The following is a 25,272-nucleotide window of genomic DNA, read 5'->3' on the forward strand; positions in this document are numbered from 1 at the left end:
ATGCAGGCATCGGAATTCCAGATCTGGCTGATCATCGTCGTCCTGGGCATCGGGACCTTCCTGCTGCGCTGGTCCTTCCTTGGTGCCCTGGGCAACCGCGAGTTGCCCGAATGGGTCATGCGGATGCTGCGCTATACGCCGGTCTCGGTGCTGCCCGCGCTGGTCGCGCCGCTGGTCGTCTGGCCTGCGGCGACGGGCGGGGAAACCGACCCCTCGCGCATCGCGGCGGCGGCCGCGACGGTGGCCGTGGGGGTCTGGACCAAGAACGTGCTGCTGTCGATCGCGGCGGGCGGCAGCACGCTTTTTGCGATGCTTTACGTTCTGGGATAGCCGGTGATCGTGCCGTTCTTCTGCTGCAGAAGGACGTCGTGATTGTTGGCCGGATCGCCGTCCATGTTCTTGCGCGACTGCACGTTGGGCAGCGTCAGGAACCAGTTGCGCAGCTTCAGCGGCGAAAACCCGCGCGGCGCCCCCTGAAAGCCCGGAACGCCCGACAGGACGGTGCCGGTTTCCACGGCGCAGAAGCTCTTGTTGGCGGCCCCGTTTTCCTCGGCCCGGCGAATGGCGATATCGGCGACCTCACGCGGGACGAAGACGGTGTCCTCGGTCACGTAATAGGTCTCACGCGCGTGGTAATCGATGTAGAAGTTCTTGAAGTTGTCCGTGATCCCGTAAAGCACGTCATGGCGTTCGGGGATGTAGGGATGCCGCCAGCTGCCTGCCGGGTCATAGATGACGCGCTGGCTGCCGTTGATCAGCAGGGCGGAATGCCCACCCTCGCCGCGGGGGATGCCGATGACGGTCAGCAGCGTGATCGAGGCCGGCCTGTCCGAGACGAAACGCGCCGCCCGCACCCGTTCATCGCTGGCCCAGATATTGTCGGCGCCGCAGGCAGCCAGCACCGTGGGCAGCGCGGCTGCCAGAAAGACGCGTCTTTTCATGGCGATCAGGCGTTCGTCAGCGCCATGAAGACCAGCGCGGCCAGCGACAGGCAGACGACCCAGATGGTCGCACGGATGAAGCCTGCGAAGGTCTTCTGCTGTTCGGAAATATCCATCGTTCCGGGCGTGCTGTAGGTCATGTCGCGTTTTTCGGTCATTGCGTCACCTCAGGTTGGCATTTTTTCCTGAACTAGCGGAAGTTTCGACGCCTGTCACGCCCCAGAGCGTCGCGCCGTCGCTTTCGCCGACAGGCGCGATCACCCCGGCGCGATGCAGGTGGTTCACATGGGCCACCGCCTCGACCAGGGCCAGGCCGAATTCCCCTTCCCCGATGCGGCGCTTGAACAGCAGATCGAAGCAGCCGACCGCCGTGCGCGGCGCGACGGTCAGGGCGGCGGTCAGACGGTTCAGGGCGGCATGGTGGTTTTCGGTCATTTGGCGCAAGCGGAAGGGCAGCCCGGTGAAGGGCAGCTTGTGCCCGGCCAGCACCAGTTGATCGTCGCGGGCCAGACCCGACAGGCGGGCGCAGCTTTCCAGCCATTCGCCCACCGGATCGGCGGCAGGCTCGGTCGGATAGACCCCCAGGTTGGGCGAGATCGAGGCCAGAAGCTGGTCCCCCCCGATCACCAGATCATCCTCCAGCGACCAGAAGGTGGCGTGGCAGGGCGCATGCCCATGCCCCATCGCCACACGCCAGCGCCGCTGGCCGAATTCGACCACATCGCCTTCGGAAAGGCGGGTGAAACCCACAGGCAGCGGATGCACGACATCGGCAAAGTTGAAGGGTCGGGCGGCGGCGCGTGTTTCCAGCATATCGGCGGGCATCCCGGCCTTGCGCCAAAATTCCACCTGCTGGGGGCTTGCGGCAGCCTGTTCGTCCAGCGTCAGCATGCGGGCGGTCAGCCATGCCGTGCGGCTCATCAGCAGCTCGGCACCGTCCGTTGCCATGAACCAGCCCAGCAGGCCGACGTGATCGGGATGATGATGCGTGCCGATCACGCGGTTGATGCGCCGACCCTGCAAGGGGCCGTCGCGCAGGCTGGCCCAGATGGCACGGGCGCGCTTCGTGTCGAAGCCGGTATCGACGATGGTCCAGCCATCGCCATCGTCCAGCGCATAGACGTTGACGTGATCCAGCGCCATCGGCAGCGGCAGCCGCATCCACAGGACGCCAGGGGCGACGGTGACGGCGCCACCCTCGGGGGGCGGCGCCGGGAAGGGGTTTCGAATCACGCGGCGAAATCGCCGGCCAGCGCGGCATCGCTGATGGCGGTCAGATCGCCCAAGCCAGCCTGCGCCTCGGCCAGATCACCGGCATGGCGGGGCAGGACGCGGGCCATGAAGACCTGTGCCAGCGCCACATGCGAGGCATTCCCCTTGGACGCGGCCCGCAGGTGGTAATGTCCGCCCAGAACCCTGGCGAAGGCCGACAGATAGGCGACCGCACCAGCAAAGCGCACCGGCATGTCGCTGTCGAGCAGGCTCTGCGTCGCCTCGCGCAAAGTCTCCGCCGCCTGCCACAACTGATGGGCCATCTCAGGGTGGTCCGCTTGCAGGGCGCGGGCGCCATCCGTCACCTCGTCCAGCAGGCGCATGGCGGCATCACCCCCATCCGACAGCTTGCGCCCGACCAGATCCATCGCCTGGATGCCGTTCGTGCCCTCGTAGATCGAGGTGATGCGCACATCGCGCAGGTACTGGGCGGCGCCCGTCTCCTCGACATAGCCCATGCCGCCATGGACCTGCACGCCCATGTCCGACACGCGGATGCCGACATCGGTGCCATAGGCCTTGGCGATGGGCGTCAGGAAGGCCGCGCGGGCATTCTGGTCGGCGTCGCCGGTCGCGCGCGCCATGTCGATGGCCGTGGCGCAGGCCAGGCCGATGGCGCGGGCGGCAAAGACCTCGGCCCGGGCGGTGGCCAGCATGCGGCGCACGTCGGGGTGCTGGATGATCGGCCCCATCTGGTTGCGGTCGACGGCATAGGCGACGGCCTTCTGCAGCGCCGCCTCGGCCACGCCGATGCCCTGCATGCCGACGCCAAGGCGGGCGCAGTTCATCATGGTGAACATCGCGGCCATGCCCTTGTGTTCGGCACCGACCAACCAGCCTTTTGCGCCCTCGAAGCTCATGACGCAGGTGGGGCTGCCGTGGATGCCCAGCTTTTCCTCAAGGCTGACGACCTTCAGATCGTTGGCGACGCCGGGATTGCCCTGATCGTCGGGCAGGAACTTTGGCACCATGAACAGGCTGATGCCGCGCGTGCCCTTGGCCGCGCCCGGCAGACGCGCCAGCACCAGGTGGCAGACGTTGTCCGTCACATCGCTGTCGCCCCAGGTGATATAGATCTTCTGTCCCGTGATCCGGTAGCTGCCGTCATCGGCAGGTTCGGCCTTGGTCACCAGCGCGCCCACGTCGCTGCCTGCGCCCGGCTCGGTCAGGTTCATCGTGCCCGACCATTCGCCGCTGATCAGCTTGGGCAGATAGGCGGCCTTCAGTTCGTCGCTGGCGTGATGCTCCAGTGCCTCGATCTGGCCCTGGGTCAACAAGGGGTTCAGCTGCAGCGCCAGGCAGGCGCCCGACATCATCTCGGCCACGGCCATGTTCAGCGCCTGCGGCAGACCCATCCCGCCATATTCCGGATCGGCCGAGACACCGACCCAGCCCCCTTCGGCAATGGCGCGGAAGCCCTCGGCGAACCCGGGCGAGGATCGCACGACACCGTTTTCCAACCGCGCCGGATGCGCGTCCCCCGCCCCGTTCAGGGGGGCCAGCACGTTCGACGCCAGCTTGCCCGCCTCGGAGAGGATGGCGGTGGCGGTTTCGGCGGTGGCCTCGGCAAAGCGTTCGGTTCCGGCAAGATCGCCGAAGGGCACGACGTGGTTCAGGATAAAGTCGATCTGTTCGACTGGTGCCTTGTAGCTCATCGAGTCCTCCTCGCTAGCGCCTTGGCATCCCCGGCCGGCGCGACTATCAGAACGGTCAAGCGGCATCTTGGGCCGCGATCCCGACAGGCTCAACCGAAACCCCGCGTCACGCATGCAGACCCTTCGACTGACCCCGGATGCAGACGGCATATCACGCGCCAGCGCGCTGCTGAGGGCTGGCCAGACCGTCGCCATCCCGACCGAGACCGTCTATGGCCTTGCCGCCGACGCCCGCAACGGCGATGCCGTGGCCCGCATCTATCAGGCGAAGGGGCGGCCCAGCTTCAACCCGCTGATCGTCCACCTGCCCGATGCGGAAACCGTCGCCACCATCGCCGAAATGCACCCGCAGGCCCAGGTGCTGGCCCGCGCCTTCTGGCCTGGCGCGCTGACGCTGGTCCTGCCGCTGCGCCCCGATGCGGGCATCGCATCGCTGGTCACGGCAGGGCTGGACACGATCGGCCTGCGCGTTCCCGCCCATCCGGCCGCCCGCGCCCTGCTGCGCGACTTCGGCGGCCCGCTGGCGGCACCATCCGCCAATGCTTCCGGACGTATCAGCCCCACCAGCGCCGATCATGTCCTGTCGGACGACGGCGGGCTGAATGGTCGCATTGCGGCAGTGCTGGATGCAGGCCCCTGTAATGTCGGCGTCGAATCCACCATCATCGGCTGGATCGATGGCCGCGCCACCCTGCTGCGCCCCGGCGGCATCCCCGCCGAGGCGATCGAGGCCGCCCTGGGCAGGCCACTGATCCGCCACGACGGCGACCCCGTCGCCCCAAGCGCCCCCGGCCAGCTCACCAGTCACTACGCCCCGAACGCGGCCCTGCGCCTGAACGCGCAGCCGCGACCGGGCGAAACGCATATCACCTTCGGCAGGCCCGGCCCCTTCAGCCTCTCGGAAACCGGCGACCTGACCCAGGCCGCCGCCCGCCTCTTCGACATGCTGCGCAAGGCCGACGCCCAGGGCCGCCCCATCTCGGTCGCACCCATCCCCGAACAGGGCCTCGGCGCGGCCATCAACGACCGTCTCAGACGCGCGGCAGCCCCGCGCGACTGATCTTCTGGGTTGCGCAAATACCCCGGGGGACATCGCGCAGCGATGGGGGGGGCAGCGCCCCCCGCCGCCCTTACAACCCAAGCGAGTTGTAGACGTTCGAGATCCGACGGATCGCCACGACATAGGCTGCCGTGCGCATGTCGTCGACCTTGGCGTTGTTCATCCAGACCTCCTTCATCTTCATGAAGCTTTCGCGCATGGTGTCGTCCAGACCCGAACGCACCAGCTCCAACTCGTCCGCGCCGGTCAGGAAGCTTTCCTTGAAGCCCTTCGACAGGGTCCAGTTCAGGCCCGTATCCGCGGACAGGCGCTCCAACTCCTCGACCAGCATGCGGGCGCGGGCTTCTTCGTGACGGCGTTCCAGACGCCCGAGGCTGATTTGCGACAGGTTTTTGACCCATTCGAAATAGGACACCGTCACACCGCCGGCGTTGGCATACATGTCGGGAATGATCACGATGCCGCGGCGGCGCAGGATGGCGTCGGCATTGGCGGTGACGGGACCGTTCGCGGCCTCGATGATGATCTTGGTCTTGATGCGTTCGGCATTGTCGGAATGGATGACGCTTTCGACGGCGGCCGGGATCAGGATGTCGCATTCCTCTTCCAGCATCGCCAGGCCGTTCTCGCGATAATCGCCGCCGGCAAAGCCCTTGACGCCGCCGGTCGCGCGGATGTGGCCGCGCAGGGCGTCGATGTTGATGCCCTGCGGGTTCACGATCGCGCCGTCACGCTCGATCACGCAGGTGACCAGGCATTTGTCCTCGGCCGAGAGGAACTGCGCCGCGTGATAGCCCACGTTGCCCAGGCCCTGCACGATGACGCGCTTGCCGGCCAGCGTGCCTTCCACGCCCGCACGCTTCATCACGTCGTCATGGCGGAAGAACTCGCGCAGGGCGTATTGCACGCCACGGCCCGTCGCCTCGACACGACCGTCGATCCCGCCAGCCGTCTTGGGCTTGCCGGTGACGCAGGCCTTGGCGTTGATGTCATCGGGGTGCAGGCGCTTGTAGGCATCGGCCATCCACGCCATCTCGCGTTCGCCCGTGCCCATGTCGGGGGCCGGAACGTTCTGGCTGGGCGAGATCAGGTTGCGGCGCGACAGCTCGTAGGTGAAGCGGCGGGTGATGCGCTCCAGCTCGTCCTCGTTCCAGGCGCGCGGATCGATGCACAGCCCGCCCTTGGACCCGCCGAAGGGCACCTCGACCAGCGCGCATTTGTAGGTCATCAGGGCTGCCAGCGCCTCGACCTCGTCCTGGTTCACGTCCAGCGAATAGCGGATGCCGCCCTTGACCGGCTCCATATGTTCGGAATGCACCGACCGATAGCCGGTGAAGGTGTGGATCTGGCCGCGCAGCCGCACCCCGAAGCGCACCGTATAGGTCGAGTTGCAGACGCGGATCTTTTCCTCCAGCCCCGGTGACAGGTCCATCAGACCGGCGGCGTGGGTGAACATCTTCTCGACTGATTCGCGGAACGAGGTCCTGTGGGCCATGTCAGCTTTCCTCCTGGGTGACAGCGCTTTCTGGTCGCTGCCCAAATCTAGGGCAATCCGGGATGCGCCGCCACCTTTGAACTGCCCGCACGCGGCTCTGTGACATTCCTGCGCTGATCGAAACGTGATTCACGCGGCGGGTTCTCATGTCGGGGGATGGGGCGTATTGTCGTCACAAAACAAGGCCCCGTGCAGGGGTCGGCAGGGAACAGCAGGACATGATCCGTATTTCTTGGATTTCGCGGGCCGCCATTCTGGCCCTTGGCGCAGCTTCGCTGGCAGGGTGCACGCGCATGCCCCCCACCGCCCCGGTTCAGGGCGTCGGTCAGGCAGCGGGTTATGGCTATGGCCAACCCACGGGCTATGCCGCGCCCACGGGCTATACGCCCGCCGCCGGATACGGGGCACCCCAGCCCGTGACGCAGCCCGCCGCCGCCATGGCGACCCCTATGCCGGCCCCGATCCCGGTTTCGGACCCCGCACCGCCCCCCGCGCAGGGCATCACCGGCCTGACCGAGCGCAAGCCCGACCTCTGCGGGGCCGCCAAGATCGCCGATGCGGTCGGCAAGCCCTCCAGCGTCATTCCGACGCTTGGCCTGACGCGCGAATACCGCATCGTCGAGTATCGCGGGATCGAGGCGCAGGTCTATGTCCCCAACCGTGTCGTCTTCCGCCTGGACGAGGCCGGCACCATCACCAGCATCGATTGCGGATGATCCCCATGACCCGAATTGCCCTGTCGCTTGTCACCCTGGCGCTGCTGGCGGCCTGCCAGCCTGCCGCCGAAACGCCCGAACAGCCGGACCTCTGCGGCGCATCGGGTTTCCAGGGGCTGATGGGCCAGAATCGCGCGGCGCTGGACCAGCTGCGCCTGCCGCCGGGCAGCCGCGTCGTCGGGCCCGACGACATGGTCACCGCCGATTACCGCACCGACCGGCTGAACATCGAATACGACCGCAAGGGCATCATCCACAAGATCGGCTGCTACTGATCGTTGATCTGGCCCGGCAGGCTGTGCCACCATCGCGTGATGAACGCACAGCCGCCGATCCAGCCGATCCCCGATCAGGTCGTCTTCGACCGCAAGGAGCTGAACCTGATCCTGTCCACCTATGGCCGCTTCGTGGCGGCGGGTGAATGGCGCGATTACGGCATGTCCTTCCTGCGCGACGTTGCGATCTTCAGCGTCTTTCGCCGCGCCGCCGAGCATCCCCTTTACCGCATCGAGAAACGCCCGCGCCTGCGCAACGCCCAAGGCATGTATGCCGTGATCGCCATGGACGGCCGTATCCTGAAGCGCGGGCATGACTTGGCGACCGTCTTGCGGGTGCTGGACCAGAAGCTGATCCGCCCCATCGACTGAGCCTTACGTCCCGCGCGGCTTGGCCCGCATGGTGGGGTCGGCCTGTGTCGGATCGTCGGGCCAGGGGTGGCGGGGATAGCGCCCGCGCATGTCCTTGCGCACATCGTGATAGGAACTGGCCCAGAAGCCCGGCAGGTCCATCGTCACCTGCACCGGCTTGCCCCCCGGCGACAGCAGCGCCATCCGCAACGGACGCCCGCCGACGACGGGATGGGTGGTGACGCCGAACACCTCCTGCAGGCGCAGCTGCACCTCGGGGTGGTCGCCGTCGTAATCGATGGGCACCTTGCGTCCCAGAGGCGTGACGAAATGCGCGGGCGTGGCCTGATCCAGGCGGCGCTGGCCGTCCCAACCGATGCGGGCCTTCAGCGGCTCGACCAGATCGAGGCTGCGCAGGTCCGAGAGGCTGCGCGCGCGACCAAGCCAAGGCAGCAGCCAGTCGCCGTCGCCCAGCAGGCTGGCATCATCGACATCGCCGAGGCCCCCGACCAGTTCGATCCGCGCGCGGTATCGGGCGGCGGCGGGCGACCATGTCAGCCCGTTCAGGCGCAACCCCTCCAGCGCGGCGCGGGCGATGGCCTCTTCGGGGGCGTCGCGCCAGATGCGGTCCGACAGCACCAGCGCGCCAAGGCGGTCCTGTTCGCGGGCGATGACGCGACCCTCGCGGCGCGACCATTCGCAGAGCTGCACCTGCTGGATCGCGGCGCCATGCAGGGTACGCAGATCGGCTTCGTCCAGCGTGGCGGCCATGCGGATGCGCGCCTCGCGCTGATCGCCGTCCAGATCGACAGCGACGATCAGGCGCTGTCCGGCCAGCACATCGGCATTGTCGATGACGGCACCCTTGCCGCCCGACAGAACGAAGCGCGCATCATCTCCCTTGCGCCGCAGCCCGATCCGGTCGGGATAGGCCAGCGAGGCCATGCCCCCCGGCGACAGCGCGGGCCGGTCGGCCACCATGCGGCGCAGGCGGGCAGCCTCGTCGCGGATGCGTTGGACGGCCTGACGGTTCACCTGGTCGGGAAAGCGCTTGGGGTCGCGGATGGCGGTCAGGCGCAGCGACAGGTCCACCCCCACACCGCGCAGGGGGTCGCGGTCCGACAGCAGCGCCGCCAGATCCGCCGCCCCCCGTCCTGCATGGATCAGCATATGCGCCAGGCGCGGGTGCAACGGCAGCCGCGCCAAGGCCCGCCCGTGATCGGTGATGCGCCCGTCCCGGTCCAGCGCCTGCAGGGTTGTCAACAGGGAACGCGCCTCGGCCAGCGCGCCTTCGGGGGGCGGTGTCAGAAAGGCCAGGTCCGAGGCATCGGCACCCCAGCTGGCAAGCTCCAACGCCAGCCCCGACAGGTCGGCGACGGTGATTTCGGGCGGCGCATAGGCGGGCAGCGCGCCTTCCTCGACCCGTGCCCAGAGGCGGTAGCAGACGCCCGGTGCGACGCGGCCCGCGCGGCCCCGGCGCTGGTCGGCCTCGGCCCGGCTGACGCGTTCGGTGACCAGCCGCGACATGCCGCTGCCCGGATCGAACCGCGCACGCCGCGCACGCCCCGCATCCACGACCACCCGCACCTGCGGGATCGTCAGCGAGGTTTCCGCAATGGCGGTCGCCAGCACGATCCGCCGCCGCGCGCCGGGTTCGGACAGCGCCGCCCGCTGCGCCTTGGCGTCCAACGCGCCGTAAAGCGGCAGGATGTCGTGATCCATGCCGGAGAGCTGGGCCATGACGCGGCGGATTTCGCCTTCACCCGGCAGGAAGGCAAGGATCGTGCCGCCTGTGTCGATGGTCTCGGCGGCGGCAATGCGGATCAGGCGCGCGGCCTCATCCACCAGCCGGATGCCCTGCGGCAGGGGACGGTCCAGCCAGCGGGTCTCGACCGGAAAGGCCCGCCCGTCCGAGGTCACCACCGTCGCATCATCCAGCAAAGCCGCCACCGGTCCCGCATCCAGCGTGGCCGACATGACCAGCACGGCCAGATCCTCGCGCAGGGCGCCGCGTGCCTCCCACACCAGGGCCAAGCCCAGGTCGGCATTCAGGCTGCGTTCGTGGAATTCGTCGAAGATCACGCAGCCGATCCCCTCCAACGAGGGGTCGGATTGGATCATGCGCGTCAGGATGCCCTCGGTCACGACCTCGATCCGGCTGCCCGCCACCGATTCGCCACGGATGCGGTATCCGACGCGGCCACCCACGGCCTCACCCAGACTGTCGGCCATCCGTTCGGCGGCAGCGCGGGCGGCCAGGCGGCGGGGTTCCAGCATCAGGATGCGGCCCGGCACCTGGTCCATCAGCGCCAGAGGCACCCGTGTCGTCTTGCCCGCACCGGGGGGCGCCACCAGCACGGCGCGGCCATCGCGGGCCAGCGTGGCGCAGAGTTCGGGCAGGATTTCGTCGATGGGCAGGGTCTGTGACATGGGCGCCGTGATACCGCCCCCTGCGACCTGCGTGCAATCGCCATGTCGCCCCGTGACATTTCCCGGCCCGCGGACCTATCCTGCGGCGCGGGCGTTGGTCCGCGAACAGCAAGGCGGAAGGGGCAGCATGGGCATCGGCAACGACGTGATCGAGGGGCTGGGCCTTGGCGATCCGGTCATCAGGATCGGCGTGACGGGACTGTCGCGGGCGGGCAAAACGGTCTTCATCACCTCGCTTGTGGCGAACCTGCTGGAACGCGGACGCATGCAGGCGCTGCGCGGTGCCGCCGATGGGCGCATCAAGGCCGCCTGGCTGCAACCCCAGCCCGACGACACCATCCCGCGCTTCGATTTCGAACGCCATCTGTCGGCGCTGACCGGACCCGAGCCGCATTGGCCCGATGGCACCCGCCATGTCAGCCAGCTGCGCCTGTCGCTGCGCATGGAGTCGGGGGGCCTCTTCGGTAGCCTGCGCGGCGCGCGGGTGATGCATCTGGACATCGTCGATTACCCCGGCGAATGGCTGCTGGACCTGCGCCTGATGGACCGCGACTTCGCCACCTGGTCCGCTGAGGTCTTCGACCGCATCGATGGTCGCCCCGGTGCCGATAGATTCCGCGCCGCGCTGTCGCAGGTCCAAGCCGCCGATCACTTCACCGAACCGCAGGCGCAGCAGTTGGCCGATGTCTATACCGCCCACTTGAATGCCGCGCGCGAGGCGGGCTGGTCCGATTGCACCCCCGGGCGCTTCCTGATCCCCGGCGAGATGGCCGGATCCCCCGCGCTGACCTTTGCGCCCCTGCCCCCCGAACTGCAGGGCGGCAAGCTGGGTCGCGAATTCCGCCGCCGCTTCGACGCCTACAAGTCGCGCGTGGTGAAGCCCTTCTTCCGGGACCATTTCGCCCGCATCGACCGTCAGGTCGTGCTGGTCGACGTGCTGGGCGCGATCCACCAAGGCCCCCGCGCGGTCGAGGACATGCGCCGCGCCATGGCCGACATCCTGACCGCCTTCCGCCCAGGGCGCGCGGGCTGGCTGGCGCAGCTGCTGGGAACACGCCGGGTCGAACGTATCCTCTTTGCCGCGACCAAGGCCGACCACCTGCATCACATCCAGCACAACCGGCTGACCGCCATCCTGTCATCCATGCTGCGCGAGGCTCGCGACCGCGCCGATTTCCAAGGCGCCCGGACCGAGGCCATGGCCATCGCCGCCCTGCGCGCCACGACCGAGGACATGATCAGGCAGGGCGATGACGAACTGCCCGTCGTGCGCGGTCGCCTGCTGGACGGGCGGCAGGCGGCGTTCTTTCCGGGCGAATTGCCTGCCGATCCCTCGATGCTGCTGCATCCGGCGCGGGCGGGGGCGGATGCCTGGCTGGACGCCGATTACGCGATCATGAACTTTGCCCCCGCCCCCCTGACCACGCGCCCCGGCGATGGCCCGCCCCATATCCGCCTGGACCGCGCCGCCGAATTCCTGATCGGAGACCGCCTGTGAGCGACCAGCCCAAGCGCCCCCGCGGCCCCGTCCTGATTCCGCTGGACGAACCGACCCGCGAACAGGCCCGCGCGCCCCATGTCGAAACGTCACAGGACGACGCGCCCAGCCCCGCCGACGCGCCGCCCATCGACGAACCCTCGGCCCCTCTGCCCCGTCCCCGCACGATGGAGATGGTGACCCGCCTTGTCGGTCGCCCGCCCTCGCGCATGACGCGGTTCTTCATCAACACGGGCGTTGCGCTTTTCACCTTCCTGCTGGGTGTGGCGGCGCTGGATTTCATCAACGGGCTGATGGTCAGCTATCCGCTGCTGGGCTGGATCGCGATCACGCTGTTCGGGTTGTTCACGCTGGCCTGTCTGGGCATGGCGCTGCGCGAATGGCGGGCATGGCGGCGCTTTGCCAAGATCGATGCCTTGCAACGGCGCGCGGGCGCGGCCTTGGCCGATGACAGCTTCGACCAGGCCAAGCTGGTCACCGACCAGCTGGTCGGGGTCTATGTCAAGCGCCCCGAGATGGAATGGCAGCGCCAGCGACTTGCCGAGCGCCGCGCGGAAACCTTCGACGCCGCCGCCCTGCTGACCCTGGCCGAGGCCGAGCTGCTGGCCCCCCTGGACCAGTTGGCACGGCGCGAGATCGAGGCCGCCGCCCGCACCGTCGCCGCCACCACCGCGCTGGTGCCCTTGGCGCTGGCCGATGTCGCCGCCGCGCTGGCCGCCAACCTGCGGATGATCCGCCGCATGGCCGAGATCTATGGCGGGCGTGCCGGGGCCGTTGGCGGCTGGCGTCTGGCCCGCATGGTGATGACCCATCTGATTGCCACGGGCGCCGTCGCTGCGGGGGATGATCTGGTCCATACCGTCGCGGGTGGCGGCATCCTTGCCAAGCTGTCGCGCCGTTTCGGCGAGGGGCTGGTCAACGGCGCCCTGACCGCCCGCGTCGGCATCGCCGCGATGGAGGTCTGCCGCCCCCTGCCCTTCATCGCCCAACCCCGCCCCAAGGTCGGCAACCTTGTGACGCGCGGCCTGCGCGGGTTGTTCGGGAATGACGATCAGGCGTGATCCCTTACAGGATCATCTTGTAGCCCAGATGCGACTGCTCGAACCCCAACCGGTCATAGAAGCGGTGCGCATCGACCCGCGTCTTGTCCGTCGTCAGCTGCACCATCGCGCAGCCGCGCGTCCGGCAGGTCGCCACCGCCCATTCGATCATCCGCTGGCCGATTCCCTGCCCGCGCAGGTGGCTGGCGATGCGCACGGCCTCGATCTGTCCGCGGATCGCGCCACCGCGTGACAGCCCTGGGGTGAAGGTCAGCTGCAGCGTGCCGACGACCTTCCCGTCGCAATCCGCCACGGCCAGCAGCTGGTTCGGGTCGGCATCGATCCGGTCGAAGGCCGCGGCATAGGCACCAGCCGACGACGCCTCGCGCGCGGACCCCAAGGCATCATCGGTCAGCAGTCCCACAATGGCGGGCAGATCGTTGTGCGTGGCGCGGCGGAAGGCGACCCTCACGGCTGCGCGGTGCTTTCGGTGGGCAGATCGGGCGTGGCGGCACCTTCGGCGGGGACCTCGGCCTCGGATGCTTCATCGGGTTTGACCAGCCGGTTGTCCTGCCATTCCCCCGATGCGACCTGGCCCGTGGCATAGCGCATGACGCCCTCGCCCTGGCGCTTGCCGGCGGCGAAATTGCCCTCGTATCGATCGCCATTGGCATAGGTGGCGGTGCCGTCGCCGTCGATCTCTCCGGCCTTCCAGCCGCCTTCATAGATGAAGCCGTCGGGCGTCGTCAGGCGGCCCTGACCTTCGCGGACGCCATTGACGAAATTGCCAGTATAGACCGTGCCGTCGGGATAGGTGGCCTGCCCCTCGCCGTGGCGCTGGCCGTCCTTCCACGCGCCGGAATAGACATAACCGTCGGGATAGGACATGCGTCCCTGCCCGTCGTTGCGCGCGTTGCGGAAGCTACCCTCATAGACCATGCCATTGGCATAGCTGGCCTTGCCGTCGCCCTCGATCACGCCCTCGGACCACTGGCCCTCATACGTCGAGCCGTCAGCATAGGTGATCTTGCCGGTGCCGTCGGGACGGTCGGCGCGCATCTGGCCCAGATAGACCGAGCCGTCGGGATAGGTGATCTGGCCACGTCCCTCCATCCGGCCCTTGGACCATTCGCCGACATAGACGTAACCATCCGCCCCGGTGAATGTGCCTTGCCCGTCGCGGCGGTCGTTGGCGAATTCGCCGTCATAGACATCGCCGTTGGCATAGGTCGCGACACCCTTACCCTGACGGCGGCCGCCTTCAAGCTGACCCTCGTATTTGTCGCCGGTGGATTGCACCAGCACGCCCGTGCCCGACATCTGGCCCGCGGCCCAGACCCCGTCATAGGTCAGCCCGTCGGCCATGGTCAGCTTGCCCTTGCCTGCCCGCTGTCCGGCCAGCATGCCGCCTTCATAGGTCGCGCCGTCGGGATAGGTGATCTTGCCCTGGCCTTCCTTGACGCCCGCGACCCAATCGCCCTCGTAGCGGTATCCGTTCGCCTGACGCAGCACGCCCTTGCCGTGATGCAGACCCTTCTCGAACTGCCCCTGGTAGACCGAGCCGTTGGCATAGGTGGCCTTGCCCTCGCCGGTGATCTCGCCCTCGGACCACTGGCCTTCGTAGGTGCCACCATCGGCATAGGTGATCTTGCCGGTACCATCGGGCTTGCCGCGGGCGAACTGGCCCTCATAGACGGAACCGTTGGGAAACTCGGCGCGGCCCTGCCCCATGATCTGGCCCTCGACCCAATCGCCTTCATAGCGATAGCCGTTGGGCAGGACATAGCTGCCCTGGCCATGCTGCAACCCGTTGCGGAAGGTGCCTTCATAGACCCCCCCGTCGTCATATTGCTTGGTGATGACCTGGGCACCCGCCTGCGCCGTCATGCCCATCACGGCCAGCGCCACTGCGCCCACTGCCGTCGCCGCCCGAGTTGCCGCTTTCATCGCCTCTGCCCTCATGGTGTTTTGCCCGAAGGTTTACCCCAGCAGCGCCCCATGCGCAAAGGCCGACTTTTCCTTGGCGCGCCGATCCTCTATCCCCTTGACCCAAGCCATTGCGCAACGCACCGGGGATCCGACCATGACCGAACGCTTCCGCCTGACCATCGGCCAGTTGAACGCCACCGTGGGCGATCTGCCCGGCAATGCCGCCAAGGCGCGCGAGGCGTGGGAACAGGCGCGCGACGCCGGTGCCGACATGCTGGCCCTGCCCGAGATGTTCATCACCGGATATCAGACCCAGGACCTGGTGCTGAAACCCGCCTTCACCCGGCAGGCGGTCGAGGCGGTGATGGAGCTGGGCACATCGCTGACGGGCGGCCCCGCCATCGGCATCGGCGGTCCCTGGCCCGAGGGCGGCAAGCTCTATAACGCTTATTTCGTGTTCCGCGACGGGGCGCTGGTCGCCCGCGTGCTGAAGCACCACCTGCCGCACAAGCAGCTTTTCGACGAATTGCGCCTGTTCGACAGCGGCCCGATCAGCGGCCCCTATCCCGTCGGCCCCGCCCGCATCGGGTCGCCCATCTGCGAGGACAGCTGGTATCCCGACGTGGCCGAAACGCTGGAGGAGACCGGCGCCGAGATCCTGGTCGTCCCCAACGGCAGCCCCTACCACCGCGAGAAGCTGGACCTGCGCATGGGCCATATGGTCGGCCGCGTGGTCGAGACCGGCCTGCCGCTGGTCTATGTGAACATGGTCGGCGGTCAGGACGACCAGCTTTACGACGGCGCCAGCTTCGTGTTGAACCCGGGCGGCAAAAAGGTCGTGCAGCTTCCAGCGTTCGAGGAAGCCATCGCCCATGTTGATTTCATTCGCGGCGACGACGGCTGGCAGGCGCAGCCGGGCCAAATGGCCGTACAGCCCGATGCTTGGGAACAGGATTACTTCGCCATGATGCTGGGCCTGCGCGACTATCTGCGCAAGTCGGGCTTCCGCAAGGTGGTGCTGGGCATGTCCGGTGGCATCGACAGCGCATTGGTCGCCACCATCGCCGCCGATGCCATCGGGCCCGAGAATGTCCGCTGCGTGATGCTGCCCTCGGAATATACCTCGCAGATCAGCCTGGACGATGCCGCCGATTGCGCGACGCGCTTGGGCGCGCGGTTGGATACCGTCCATATCGAGGGCGCACGCGATGCGGTCGGCGACGCCCTGGCCCATCTGATGGAGGGCACGAAACCCGACACGACCGAGGAAAACATCCAGTCCCGCCTGCGCGGCGTCATGCTGATGGCGATCTCGAACAAGTTCGGGGAAATGCTGCTGACTACCGGCAACAAGTCCGAGGTCGCGGTGGGCTATGCCACCATCTATGGCGACATGGCGGGCGGCTATAACCCGATCAAGGATCTCTACAAGACGCGCGTCTTCGAAACCTGCCGCTGGCGCAATGCCAACCATCGCGACTGGATGCTGGGCAACCCCGGCGAGATCATCCCGCCACGCATCATCAGCAAGCCCCCCTCGGCCGAACTGCGCCCCGACCAGAAGGACGAGGATTCGCTGCCGCCCTACGAGGTGCTGGACGCCATCCTGGAAGGGCTGGTCGAAAAGGATCTGGCGCTGGTCGATCTGGTCGAACAGGGCTTCGATGCGGATACGGTGCGGCAGGTGGAAAAGCTGCTCTATATCAGCGAATGGAAACGCTATCAGGCGGCGCCCGGTCCGCGGATTTCCCCCCGCGCCTTCTGGCTGGACCGCCGCTATCCGCTGGTGAACCGCTGGCGCGACAAGCTCTAATCGTCAGAACTCCAGCCAGGTGCCAAGGCGGACGGCCTGTTCGGCAGGGCCGGACAGGGGTTGGATCACGCCCAGTTCGATTTGGACCGGCCCGGGTGCATCAAAGACCAGCGAGGGAGCCAGGCGGGCAGCGAAACCATCGTCCTGCCGGTCCTCCAGCCACAGGCTGTTGATGACCATCAGCCCGTCGCGGGGGCGCAGACCCAGGGTCAAGTCGGCCTTGACCACCCGTTCGGCGCCCAGGATGCTGTCGAACAGCGCGGACATGCCGGGGTCCGGCGTCTCTGTTTCCGAATGCGAGGCGCCGGTCATCCGCGCCAGAAGCTGCGCGCTCATCCAGCCGCCGCCCCATCGTTCGAACCCCCGACCCCAGGACAAGGCCCCCTGCGCCAACGGCAGGAATTCATCGCCGCTGCGGACCACGCCCAAGCCCGATTGCACAGTGATGCGGTGGACGCCATGCCCGTCGTCCAGCGGGTGCTGCAACCACAAGATGGCGCCGGTCTCGGCCGAGGAGCGGCTGAATTCGACGCCCAAGGTCGTTCGGGGCGTCAGACCGTATTCCGCATAGGCGAAGACGAAGCCATCCCCCGTTCGGTTCCGTTCGCCCATAAGCGACAGGAAGGTCTGCCCCACCTCGCGCGGCCAAGGCCCCGCCTGTGCAGGCCAAGGCAGCAGCAGCGCCAGTATCATGGCAAATCGGATCATCGCGGCCCTCCGGGAACAGGACCAACCTGGCACAACCTTGACGTGCAATCGAGCCAATAATTGCGGGTATCAGGGCACTTCGATCTTGCCGACTAGGGGGACGTCGTCGCGGGGGCCCACGCTGTGGCGTTCGATCATGCGGTGGACGGCCGGGTCGCCCTCGCCGCGGTGCAGGGCGCGCAGTTCGGTCGTGACCTCGGCGTCGGCCTTGGTGCGGCGCAGGTTGTGACGGACGTATTCGTCCCATGTGGCGATGTGATAGCTCTCGCTCCAATGGTCGGGGTGCTCCAGATCGCGCAGCAGCGCCCATCCGCGCGCCCCGTCGCGGCGGCGGATCATCCGCCGCTGCTGCATCAGGCGCAGGAACTGCGGGACATCGTCCTGGTCGACCAGGTAATCGACCATCACCATGATCGGTCCCGACCGCCCGCGCAGATCCAACTGCAGCGCCGGTTCCTGAAAGCGGTTGGCGGGGTCCAGATCGCGGCTGCCGAACTCGGGTGCGCGCAGCCAGATGCCCAAGGCACCCCCGGCCAGCAACAGCAGTCCCGCCGCCGTCAATGCAGGCTGCACCCCATGCACCCCGGCGATGCCGCCCCAGGCCCAGGACCCCGCAGCCATGCCCCCGAAGGTCGCCGTCTGGTACAGCGCCAGCGCGCGGGCCACGACCCAACGCGGTGTGGACAGCTGCACCGTCACGTTGAACAATGACAGCGCCAGCACCCATGATGCACCGGCAGGCAGCATCGCCAGCGCATGCAGCCAGATCGCATCGGTCAGCCCCAGCACCAGCGCAGCAAAGGCGAATCCGCCGAAGGCCATGCGCACGACGTGCTCGTTCGACATCCGCGCGCGGATGCGGGGGTTCAGCAGCGCGCCGCCGATGGCCCCCACGCCATAGCAGCCCAGAAGACCGCCGAACAGCAGCGACCCGCCCTCGGGGTGGCTTTTGGCGACCAGCGGCAGCAGCGCCAGAACCGAGATGGCGGCAAAGCCGAAAAGCGCGCCGCGCAGCATCACGCGGATCAGGTTCGGCGACAGCGCGACATAGCGCAGCCCCGCGCCCATGGCCGCCATGAAGGGCTCGGGCGTGGTGACACGGGGGGCCAGCTGCGGCTTCCAGCGCGCCATCGCGCCCAGCAGGGGCAGATAGCTGAGCGCATTGACCGCGAATGCCGCCGCCGCCCCGAAGACCGCCACGATGAAGCCGCCCGCCGCAGGACCGACGCTGCGCATCAGATTGAAACCGACCGAATTCAGGCTGACCGCCGCAGGCAGGTCCTGACGGCCCACCAGATCACCGATGCTGGCTTGCCACGGCGGATTATAAAGCGCCTGCCCCGCCCCCAGCATGAAGGTGAAGCCCAGCAACGTCCAAGGCGTCAGCCCGCCCGCATAGGCGACCGCCGCCAGGGCCAGCGACACGAAGGTCATGAAACACAGCGCCGCCATCAGCAGCGTCTTGCGGTCGAAGATGTCGGCCAAGGCCCCCGAGGCGATGGCCAGCAGCATGATCGGCAGGGTATTGGACGCCTGCACCAGCGCGATCAGCGTCGCGCTGTCTGTCAGCTGGGTCATCAGCCAGGCCGCCCCCACCGCCTGCACCAGCCCGCCGAAGTTCGAGACCAGCGTCGCGCTCCACAGCAGGCGGAAGTCGGGATAGGACAAAGGCGCCAAGGCACCGTTGGGACGCTTCTGCGAGGGGTCGGACGCGGAAATGCCCGGGGCGGAGCGGTCGGATGCGGGTTCTTCGGGCACGGGTCAAGCTGTCTTTCGCATTATCGGTCGTTCGGTCCCGAAGGTGCAGACCGGGCCGGTCCATCGGGCGCGGATGTCGTGCCGCAGGGACGGGCAGAGCAGGCCCGCCGAAAGGCTCGCGGCGATTCTTCGCAGGGTGAATGCAGGCATTTGCGCAGCCGGGATGAAACCTTTCTACACGCCAAGTTGTTCCCACGGCAGTGAAAGTTGATTCAGCTGACACCGCCGCGCAACAGGCAGGGTCGCCTCTGGTCACCACGACCTGTTCGACGCCGTGCAAGGCTTGACGCGCAAGGGGCCCTGTGCCCATGGAATGACGATGAATCACGGATCGGGGCGACCCTTTGCCGTGGTGGAATGTTTTTGCTGCCTCGGCCCCCGGCTCTGCCGCTGGCGGCCGACGATGAACAAGGAAATTGAAACGATGCGCCTCGCTTCTCTTCTCGCGGCGGCGGCCCTCGGGCTGGCGGCCTGCGGTCCCTCGCAGGAAACCGCTGCTCCGGCCGTGCAACAACCCGCGACGGTTCCCGACGAATACAAGGCCCGCACCGATATCGGCCCCGATGGCAACCCGATCCAGATCGCGGCCGTGCGCGCCGCCTATCTGGTCGATCGCAACCGCCGCCAGCTGGTCCCCTACAACGGCAGCGAAGCGCCCGGCACCATCGTCGTCGACCCCTATGCCCGCGTGCTGTATCACGTGCAGGACGGCGGTCAGGCCATGCGTTACGGCGTGGCCGTCGGACGCGCCGGCAAAGGCTTCGAAGGCAGCGCGACCATCGCCCGCAAGGCGGCCTGGCCCAGCTGGCGCCCGACCGACAACATGCTGCGGACCGAGCCCGAGCTTTATTCGCAGTTCGCCAATGGTCTGCCCGGCGGCATGCAGAACCCCCTGGGGTCGCGCGCGCTCTATCTGTATCAGGGCAGCGTCGACACCTATTACCGCATCCACGGCACGCTGGACCCCTCGTCCATCGGCAAGGCGACCTCGGCCGGCTGCATCCGCATGTTCAACCAGGATGTGATCGACCTGTTCGAGCAGATCCCGACCGGCACCAAGGTCATCGTCCGTTCCGAGGCCGAGAGCCTGCGCATGGAAGGCCCGATGGCAGAGACGCCCGAAGGCTATGTCCAGCCTGCGGCACAGATCCAGCCCGACATGCAGATGACCGCCGTTTCGGGCAGCGTTCCGGCAACGACCGCCGCCACCGCACCGGTGACCGCCGCCGATCCCTATGCCTCGACGGCGACGGTGCAGACGGCGATGGTGACCGATCCCTATGCCAATGACGCGCCCTTCGTGTCGCCGGTCGAAAGCGCCGTGCCCGGCCAGTGATCGCACGCCTCTGCGCGTGACAGTTCGGCAAATGTGCAAGACCCCGGTTCGCGCCGGGGTCTTTCCATTTGCAAAACCGCCGATCTCTGCGCAATGTCGAAGGAAGCCGTCCAGGTCGTCCATTCAAGAGCTTCCGCCATGCCCAATCATGCACGACACGAACAGGAAATCCTGAATGCTGACCAACTGGCGCTGACCACGCAGAGCCGCGCCCCGGAATTGGGCCGGTTGGAGGACGCCGCCATCCTGCCCCTGCTGGATGCTTTGCGGCAGGCAAAGGACAAGGCGCAGGATGCCCCCTCGACGGCGGATCCCAGCCCCGCGCAGCTGCTGGGCGCGGCCATCAGGCGGGTCGATGGCGAACGCCGAAGGCGCGGCATCGCACCGCGCAAGCCCGAAGCCCCGGTCACCCCTGCTGCAAAGCCCAAGGTCGCCGCACAGACGACCGCCAAACCACGGCGCCGTGCTGCCGCCAGCCCCCGGAAACCGGCAGGGCGAAAGCCGGCCGAGGCGCGCAAGACCGATTTGCGGACCGAACCCCACCGCATTCCCAAGCGCAAGAGTAAACCGCCTGCGCCTGCCGTGACACAAGCCCCCGAAGACACAGCTGCAAGGAACACCCAGATGCCAACGTCCGACGCCGAGAAAGCCGCCAAGCAAGCCGCCCGCAAGGCCGAGAAGGAGGCCACCAAATCGGCCGAGAAGGAAGCGGCGCGCGAAGCCCGTCGTGCCGAACGCAAGGCCCTGAAGGACGCGGAAAAGGAACAGGCGCGCCTGGAACGTCGCGCTCAGCGCAAGGCCGACAAGGACGCCGAACGCAAGGCGGCCAAGCAGGCCGAACGCGCCGAACGCAAGGCTGCCCGCAAGGCCGATGAGGCAGGCGACGCCGCCCCGGCAAAGAAATCCGCCGACAAGGGCGAAAAGTCGGGCGAAAAGAAGCCCAAGGCCGACAAGGTCAAATCCGACAAGCCCAAGGCCGACAAACCCAAGGCGGGCAAGGGCAAGAATGCGGGTGCCAAGAAGGCAAAGCAGGCCTGACGCCGCTGGCAATTCCCCCGGATGACACGACTGCTTGCAACCTTGCTCTGCGCGGCGCTGACCCTGACCGCGACGCTGACGACCGCACCCGAAGTCCGGGCGCGGCCGGCCGTGGATGCACGTCTTGGATTGGCCCCGCGCAAACCCTCCGAGGATCGGCGCTGCACGGATGACGGGCGCGACTGCATTCGCAAGGACAGCTATGCCGCCGATGTCTGCAAGCTGATCGAACGCAATGCCAGCGAACAGGGGCTGGACCCGAACTTCCTGGCGCGTCTGCTGTGGAAGGAAAGCCGGTTCGAGCCTTCTGCCGTCAGCCCCGCAGGTGCGCTTGGCATCGCGCAGTTCATGCCGGGCACGGCAGACCTTTATTGGCTGGACGATCCGTTCAACCCCGCGCAGGCCATTCACAAGGCGGCATGGTATTTGGCCACGCTGGCGGATCGCTTCGGCAATATCGGCATGGCGGCGGTCGCTTACAACGGCGGGGAAAACCGCGCGGCCCGTTTTATTCAGCAGCAGACCACCTTGCCCTATGAGACCATCGATTACGTCGAATCGATCACCGGGTTCAGCGCGCATCGCTGGCGGGACAATCCGCCGGCCAAGGGCGAATTGAAGCTGGCCCTGAACGACGACATGGCCTTCCGCCCCGCCTGCGAGAAGATGGCGGGCGATCGCAGCCTGCGCGAATTCAACACCCAGCCCCGCGTCTTTCCCTGGGGCGTGATCGTGGCCAGCCACCCCAGCAGATCGGGCGCCGCCCAGCAGGTGGCCCGCCTGAACCGCACCCTGCGGCCCATTCTGGATGACGGCGCGCGGGTCGGCTATGTCCGCAAGCGCATGAACGGCATGCCCCGCGCGGTCTATACGGCGCAGATCGGCTACGAATCGAAGACGGCTGCGGCATCCTTCTGCAACCGCTTCAAGCGGGTCGGCGGGCGCTGCATCGTGCTGAAGAACTGATCCCTTACAGGAAGCTTTGGGGGTCGATGTCCACCGACAGCCGCAGGTTGCTGGGCGGCTTGGCCAAGGCCAGCCAATCGGCGATGGCGCTTTGCAAGGGCGCCTGACGCGGGGCGCGGATCAGCATGCGCATCCGGTGACGCCCCCGCACACGCGCGATGGGTGCAGGCGCAGGCCCCCACAGCTCGGCCCCGGCCTGCGCCAGGGGGGCGGCAAGCGAGGCAAGGTGGCGGGCGAAATCGCTGACGACGCCAAGATCGGGATGCGACAGGATCACCCCCGCCAGTCGCCCGAAGGGAGGCATGCCGGCGGCCTGACGGCCCGCGGCCTCGGCGTCCCAAAAGCCCTCGTCCTGCCCCGAGAGGATCGCGCGGATCACCGCGTGGTCGGGCTGATGGGTCTGCAGCATCGCAACCCCGGGCGCCGCCCCCGATTGCCGCCCCGCGCGGCCCGCCACCTGCCGCATCAGCTGGAAGCTGCGTTCGGCGGCGCGCAGATCCGCGCCTTGCAGGCCCAGATCGGCGTCGATGACCCCCACCAGCGTCAAACGGCTGAAGTTATGCCCCTTGGCGACGATCTGGGTGCCGATGATGATGTCGGTATCGCCATCGGCGATCTGGGCGATCGCCTCCTTCAGCGCGCGCGAGGAATGGAACAGGTCCGAGGACAGGACCGTCGCCTTGGCATCGGGAAAACGGGCGGCGACCTCTTCGGCGATGCGTTCGACGCCGGGACCGATGGGGGCCAGCTTGCCCTCGACCCCGCAGGATGGGCAGGCGGCGGGGATGGGGCGGGTCTCGCCGCATTGATGGCAGACTAGGCGGTTTTGGAAACGATGTTCGACCATCCGCGCGTCGCATTGGTGACAGCCGATCTGTTCCCCGCAAGCGCGGCACACCGTCACCGGCGCAAAGCCGCGGCGGTTCAGGAACATCAGCGATTGTTCGCCCTTGGCCAGCCGCGCCTGAACCTCGCGCTCCAATGTGGGCGAGATCCAGCGGCCCGGTTCCATCGCCTCGGCGCGCAGGTCGATGGCGGACATCTGCGGCAGCTCGGCCTCTCCGTATCGCGACCGCAGGTCCAGACGGGTGTATTTGCCGCTGGCCGCATTCACCCAGCTTTCAAGGCTGGGCGTCGCGGATGCCAGCACCACCTGCGACTTGTTGATCGAGGCCCGCAGCACCGCCATGTCGCGGGCGCTGTAGAAGACCACGTCCTCCTGCTTGTAGCTGCTGTCGTGTTCCTCATCGACGACGATCAGGCCCAGATCGGCGAAGGGCAGGAACAGCGCCGAACGGGCACCGACAACCAGCCCCACCTGGTTTGTACCGGCCATATGCCACAGGCGCCTGCGTTCGGTGCGGGTGATGCCACTGTGCCATTCGCCGGGGCGGGCGCCGAAACGCGCCTCGACCCGGTCCAGGAATTCCGATGACAGCGCGATCTCCGGCAACAGGACCAGCGCCTGACGGCCTTGGGCCAGACATTCCGCGACGGCTTCCAGATAGACCTCGGTCTTGCCGGACCCCGTGACGCCACGCAGCAGGGTGGTGCCATAGCTGCGGGCGCGGATCTTGTCGCGCAGGGTGTCGGCGGCCTCTTGTTGATCGGCAGCCAGGGGCTTGCCCGGCATCATCGGGTCAAGGCGCGGATAGGGCAGATCGCGGGGCGCCTCGATTTCGGCCAAAGCACCTTGGGCAACCAGCCCCTTGACCACAGATGTCCCGACGCCCGCCAGCTGCGCCAGTTCGGACGCCGCGAAGCTGGCCCCGCCATGATCGGCCATGACCTGCAGGACGCGGGTCCGCGCCTCGGTCATGCGTTCGGGCTGACCCGATCCCGGCACGATCACCCGCCGCGCGGCGGGCGGCTGGTCCAGATCGGGCGCGCGCGTCGCCATGCGCAACATCAGGGGCAGCGGCGTCAGGGTGTAATCGGCGGCCCGCGTCAGGAAATCCAAAAAACCGGCCGAAAACGGCTGCGCGTCCAGCACGCGGGCCACGGGGCGCAGCTTGGCCAGGTCGAAATCGCCCAATCCCTCGCCCCAGACCAGCCCCAGCACGCGGCGCGGACCAAGCGGGACCAGCACCAGTTGGCCCTGTCGCACGCCGCCTTCGGGCGTCAGATAGTCCAGCACGCCCACCGGCTCGCAGGTCAGCACCGCGATCCGGTCGCGGGGGGCAAAGAAGGCGGGCGTATCCATCATCACCCGCGATAACTACGCCCCCCCTGCGCGGTTGCAAGCCCCGCGGCGGGGGTTGTTTCCCTTTCCGCCCCGCGCCACATGTCGTATGACCTTGCTGAACCGTGTAAGAGGAGCCGGACATGAAATTCTTCGTCGATACCGCCGATGTCGCCGCGATCAAGGAACTGAACGATCTGGGCATGGTGGACGGTGTGACCACCAACCCCTCGCTGATCCTGAAGTCCGGCCGCGACATCGCCGAAGTCACCAAAGAGATCTGCGATCTGGTCGACGGCCCCGTCAGCGCCGAAGTGGTCGCCGAAAAGGCCGACGACATGATCCGCGAAGGCAAGCACCTTGCCAAGATCGCGGAGAACATCACCGTCAAGGTGCCGCTGACCTGGGACGGCCTGAAGGCCTGCCGCGTGCTGTCGGACGAAGGCCACATGGTCAACGTGACCCTGTGCTTCACCGCCGCGCAGGCGCTTCTGGCCGCAAAGGCTGGCGCGACCTTCATCAGCCCCTTCATCGGCCGCCTGGACGATATCAACCTGGACGGGATGGAGCTGATCGCCGACATCCGCGAGATCTATGACAACTACGGCTACGAGACCGAGATTCTGGCCGCATCCATCCGCAGCGTGAACCACATCGTCGATGCCGCCAAGATCGGTGCCGACGTGATCACCGCGCCCCCCGCCGTCATCAAGGCGATGGCGAACCACGTCTTGACCGACAAGGGTCTGGCGCAGTTCAATGCCGATTGGGCACAGACCGGTCAGAAGATCGGCTGATCAAAAGAACGG

At 67.5% G+C, this 25,272-nt stretch carries 23 protein-coding genes; 12 read left to right on the forward strand and 11 right to left on the reverse strand.

All coding sequences use genetic code 11. The features are described 5' to 3' along the window. Positions 1-330, forward strand: coding sequence for an AzlD domain-containing protein (locus DDE75_RS08325; RefSeq protein WP_108501911.1), 330 nt, complete (start codon positions 1-3; stop codon positions 328-330). Here DDE75_RS08325 and DDE75_RS08330 read toward each other — a convergent pair. From DDE75_RS08330 to DDE75_RS08345, 4 genes are read right to left on the reverse strand one after another with little or no spacing between them, the layout of a single operon-like run. Further along, on the reverse strand, positions 315-941 hold the full coding sequence (locus DDE75_RS08330; protein WP_108501912.1) for a hypothetical protein: 627 nt from the start codon (positions 939-941) through the stop codon (positions 315-317). The two genes, DDE75_RS08325 and DDE75_RS08330, sit on opposite strands and share 16 nt — an antisense overlap. Before the next feature lie 5 nt (positions 942-946). Beyond that, on the reverse strand, positions 947-1,099 hold the full coding sequence (locus DDE75_RS08335; protein ID WP_108501913.1) for an aa3-type cytochrome c oxidase subunit IV: 153 nt from the start codon (positions 1,097-1,099) through the stop codon (positions 947-949). Between the two features lie 4 nt (positions 1,100-1,103). After that, positions 1,104-2,174, reverse strand: coding sequence for an MBL fold metallo-hydrolase (locus DDE75_RS08340; RefSeq protein ID WP_245894668.1), 1,071 nt, complete (start codon positions 2,172-2,174; stop codon positions 1,104-1,106). Then, positions 2,171-3,868 (reverse strand): acyl-CoA dehydrogenase, encoded by a 1,698-nt coding sequence (locus DDE75_RS08345; protein ID WP_108501914.1) that lies wholly within the window; start codon positions 3,866-3,868, stop codon positions 2,171-2,173. Before DDE75_RS08345 ends, DDE75_RS08340 begins: the two co-directional genes overlap by 4 nt. 112 nt (positions 3,869-3,980) lie before the next feature. Between DDE75_RS08345 and DDE75_RS08350 the strand changes: the two genes are divergently transcribed. Then, complete coding sequence (locus DDE75_RS08350) at positions 3,981-4,928, forward strand: L-threonylcarbamoyladenylate synthase (RefSeq protein ID WP_108501915.1); 948 nt, start codon at positions 3,981-3,983, stop codon at positions 4,926-4,928. A 70-nt stretch (positions 4,929-4,998) separates the two neighbouring features. On the opposite strand, the gene DDE75_RS08355 is transcribed toward DDE75_RS08350, so the two are convergent. After that, positions 4,999-6,423, reverse strand: coding sequence for a Glu/Leu/Phe/Val family dehydrogenase (locus DDE75_RS08355; RefSeq protein ID WP_108501916.1), 1,425 nt, complete (start codon positions 6,421-6,423; stop codon positions 4,999-5,001). Between the two features lie 218 nt (positions 6,424-6,641). Between DDE75_RS08355 and DDE75_RS08360 the strand changes: the two genes are divergently transcribed. Genes DDE75_RS08360 through DDE75_RS08370 form a run of 3 tightly spaced genes read left to right on the forward strand, consistent with a single transcriptional unit; the run spans position 6,642 to position 7,786 of the window. Further along, a complete protein-coding gene (locus DDE75_RS08360) occupies positions 6,642-7,139 on the forward strand; it encodes a hypothetical protein (protein WP_162798955.1) in 498 nt (165 codons plus the stop codon). Positions 7,140-7,144: 5 nt separating this feature from the next. Further along, positions 7,145-7,414, forward strand: coding sequence for an I78 family peptidase inhibitor (locus DDE75_RS08365; RefSeq protein WP_108502088.1), 270 nt, complete (start codon positions 7,145-7,147; stop codon positions 7,412-7,414). Positions 7,415-7,453: 39 nt separating this feature from the next. Then, positions 7,454-7,786, forward strand: coding sequence for a DUF2794 domain-containing protein (locus tag DDE75_RS08370; protein ID WP_108501918.1), 333 nt, complete (start codon positions 7,454-7,456; stop codon positions 7,784-7,786). A gap of 3 nt (positions 7,787-7,789) precedes the next feature. Here the strand turns inward: DDE75_RS08370 and hrpB are convergent, their stop codons facing one another. Next, a complete protein-coding gene (gene hrpB, locus DDE75_RS08375) occupies positions 7,790-10,195 on the reverse strand; it encodes an ATP-dependent helicase HrpB (protein WP_108501919.1) in 2,406 nt (801 codons plus the stop codon). Positions 10,196-10,322: 127 nt separating this feature from the next. Between hrpB and DDE75_RS08380 the strand changes: the two genes are divergently transcribed. Next, complete coding sequence (locus tag DDE75_RS08380) at positions 10,323-11,693, forward strand: YcjX family GTP-binding protein (RefSeq protein ID WP_108502089.1); 1,371 nt, start codon at positions 10,323-10,325, stop codon at positions 11,691-11,693. After that, positions 11,690-12,754, forward strand: coding sequence for a YcjF family protein (locus DDE75_RS08385; RefSeq protein WP_108501920.1), 1,065 nt, complete (start codon positions 11,690-11,692; stop codon positions 12,752-12,754). The genes DDE75_RS08380 and DDE75_RS08385 overlap by 4 nt, the downstream gene beginning before the upstream one ends. Before the next feature lie 4 nt (positions 12,755-12,758). Here the strand turns inward: DDE75_RS08385 and DDE75_RS08390 are convergent, their stop codons facing one another. Together DDE75_RS08390 and DDE75_RS08395 are read right to left on the reverse strand one after the other, a co-directional pair. Continuing rightward, on the reverse strand, positions 12,759-13,205 hold the full coding sequence (locus DDE75_RS08390; protein WP_108501921.1) for a GNAT family N-acetyltransferase: 447 nt from the start codon (positions 13,203-13,205) through the stop codon (positions 12,759-12,761). Further along, positions 13,202-14,680 carry an MORN repeat-containing protein gene (locus tag DDE75_RS08395; RefSeq protein WP_108501922.1) on the reverse strand — a complete coding sequence of 493 codons (1,479 nt, stop codon included), beginning with the start codon at positions 14,678-14,680 and terminating at the stop codon, positions 13,202-13,204. Before DDE75_RS08395 ends, DDE75_RS08390 begins: the two co-directional genes overlap by 4 nt. Before the next feature lie 136 nt (positions 14,681-14,816). Between DDE75_RS08395 and DDE75_RS08400 the strand changes: the two genes are divergently transcribed. Then, entirely contained in the window at positions 14,817-16,475 is a 1,659-nt protein-coding gene (locus DDE75_RS08400; protein WP_108502090.1) for an NAD+ synthase, read from the forward strand. A 3-nt stretch (positions 16,476-16,478) separates the two neighbouring features. Here DDE75_RS08400 and DDE75_RS08405 read toward each other — a convergent pair whose 3' ends face one another. Both DDE75_RS08405 and DDE75_RS08410 read right to left on the reverse strand, forming a co-directional pair. Further along, entirely contained in the window at positions 16,479-17,183 is a 705-nt protein-coding gene (locus DDE75_RS08405) for a hypothetical protein (RefSeq protein WP_108501923.1), read from the reverse strand. Positions 17,184-17,252: 69 nt separating this feature from the next. Next, the gene (locus DDE75_RS08410; RefSeq protein WP_211659321.1) at positions 17,253-18,860 is read right to left on the reverse strand and encodes an MFS transporter; all 1,608 of its coding nucleotides are present in this window, start codon (positions 18,858-18,860) and stop codon (positions 17,253-17,255) included. Positions 18,861-19,365: 505 nt separating this feature from the next. On the opposite strand from DDE75_RS08410, the gene DDE75_RS08415 reads away from it, so the two are divergent. From DDE75_RS08415 to DDE75_RS08425, 3 genes are all read left to right on the forward strand, one after another. After that, the gene (locus DDE75_RS08415) at positions 19,366-20,277 is read left to right on the forward strand and encodes a L,D-transpeptidase (protein ID WP_108502092.1); all 912 of its coding nucleotides are present in this window, start codon (positions 19,366-19,368) and stop codon (positions 20,275-20,277) included. 138 nt (positions 20,278-20,415) lie between these two features. Continuing rightward, positions 20,416-21,315 carry a hypothetical protein gene (locus tag DDE75_RS08420; RefSeq protein WP_108501924.1) on the forward strand — a complete coding sequence of 300 codons (900 nt, stop codon included), beginning with the start codon at positions 20,416-20,418 and terminating at the stop codon, positions 21,313-21,315. Between the two features lie 21 nt (positions 21,316-21,336). After that, on the forward strand, positions 21,337-22,281 hold the full coding sequence (locus DDE75_RS08425) for a lytic transglycosylase domain-containing protein (RefSeq protein ID WP_108501925.1): 945 nt from the start codon (positions 21,337-21,339) through the stop codon (positions 22,279-22,281). Positions 22,282-22,285: 4 nt separating this feature from the next. Here DDE75_RS08425 and DDE75_RS08430 read toward each other — a convergent pair whose 3' ends face one another. Beyond that, positions 22,286-24,484, reverse strand: coding sequence for a primosomal protein N' (locus tag DDE75_RS08430; RefSeq protein WP_108502093.1), 2,199 nt, complete (start codon positions 24,482-24,484; stop codon positions 22,286-22,288). A gap of 122 nt (positions 24,485-24,606) precedes the next feature. Here DDE75_RS08430 and fsa point away from each other — a divergent pair, with 122 nt between their 5' ends. Then, on the forward strand, positions 24,607-25,260 hold the full coding sequence (gene fsa / locus DDE75_RS08435) for a fructose-6-phosphate aldolase (RefSeq protein ID WP_108501926.1): 654 nt from the start codon (positions 24,607-24,609) through the stop codon (positions 25,258-25,260). The last annotated feature ends 12 nt before the right edge of the window (positions 25,261-25,272 follow it).

This window comes from Paracoccus indicus (genome assembly GCF_003056335.1).
Lineage (GTDB): Bacteria > Pseudomonadota > Alphaproteobacteria > Rhodobacterales > Rhodobacteraceae > Paracoccus > Paracoccus indicus.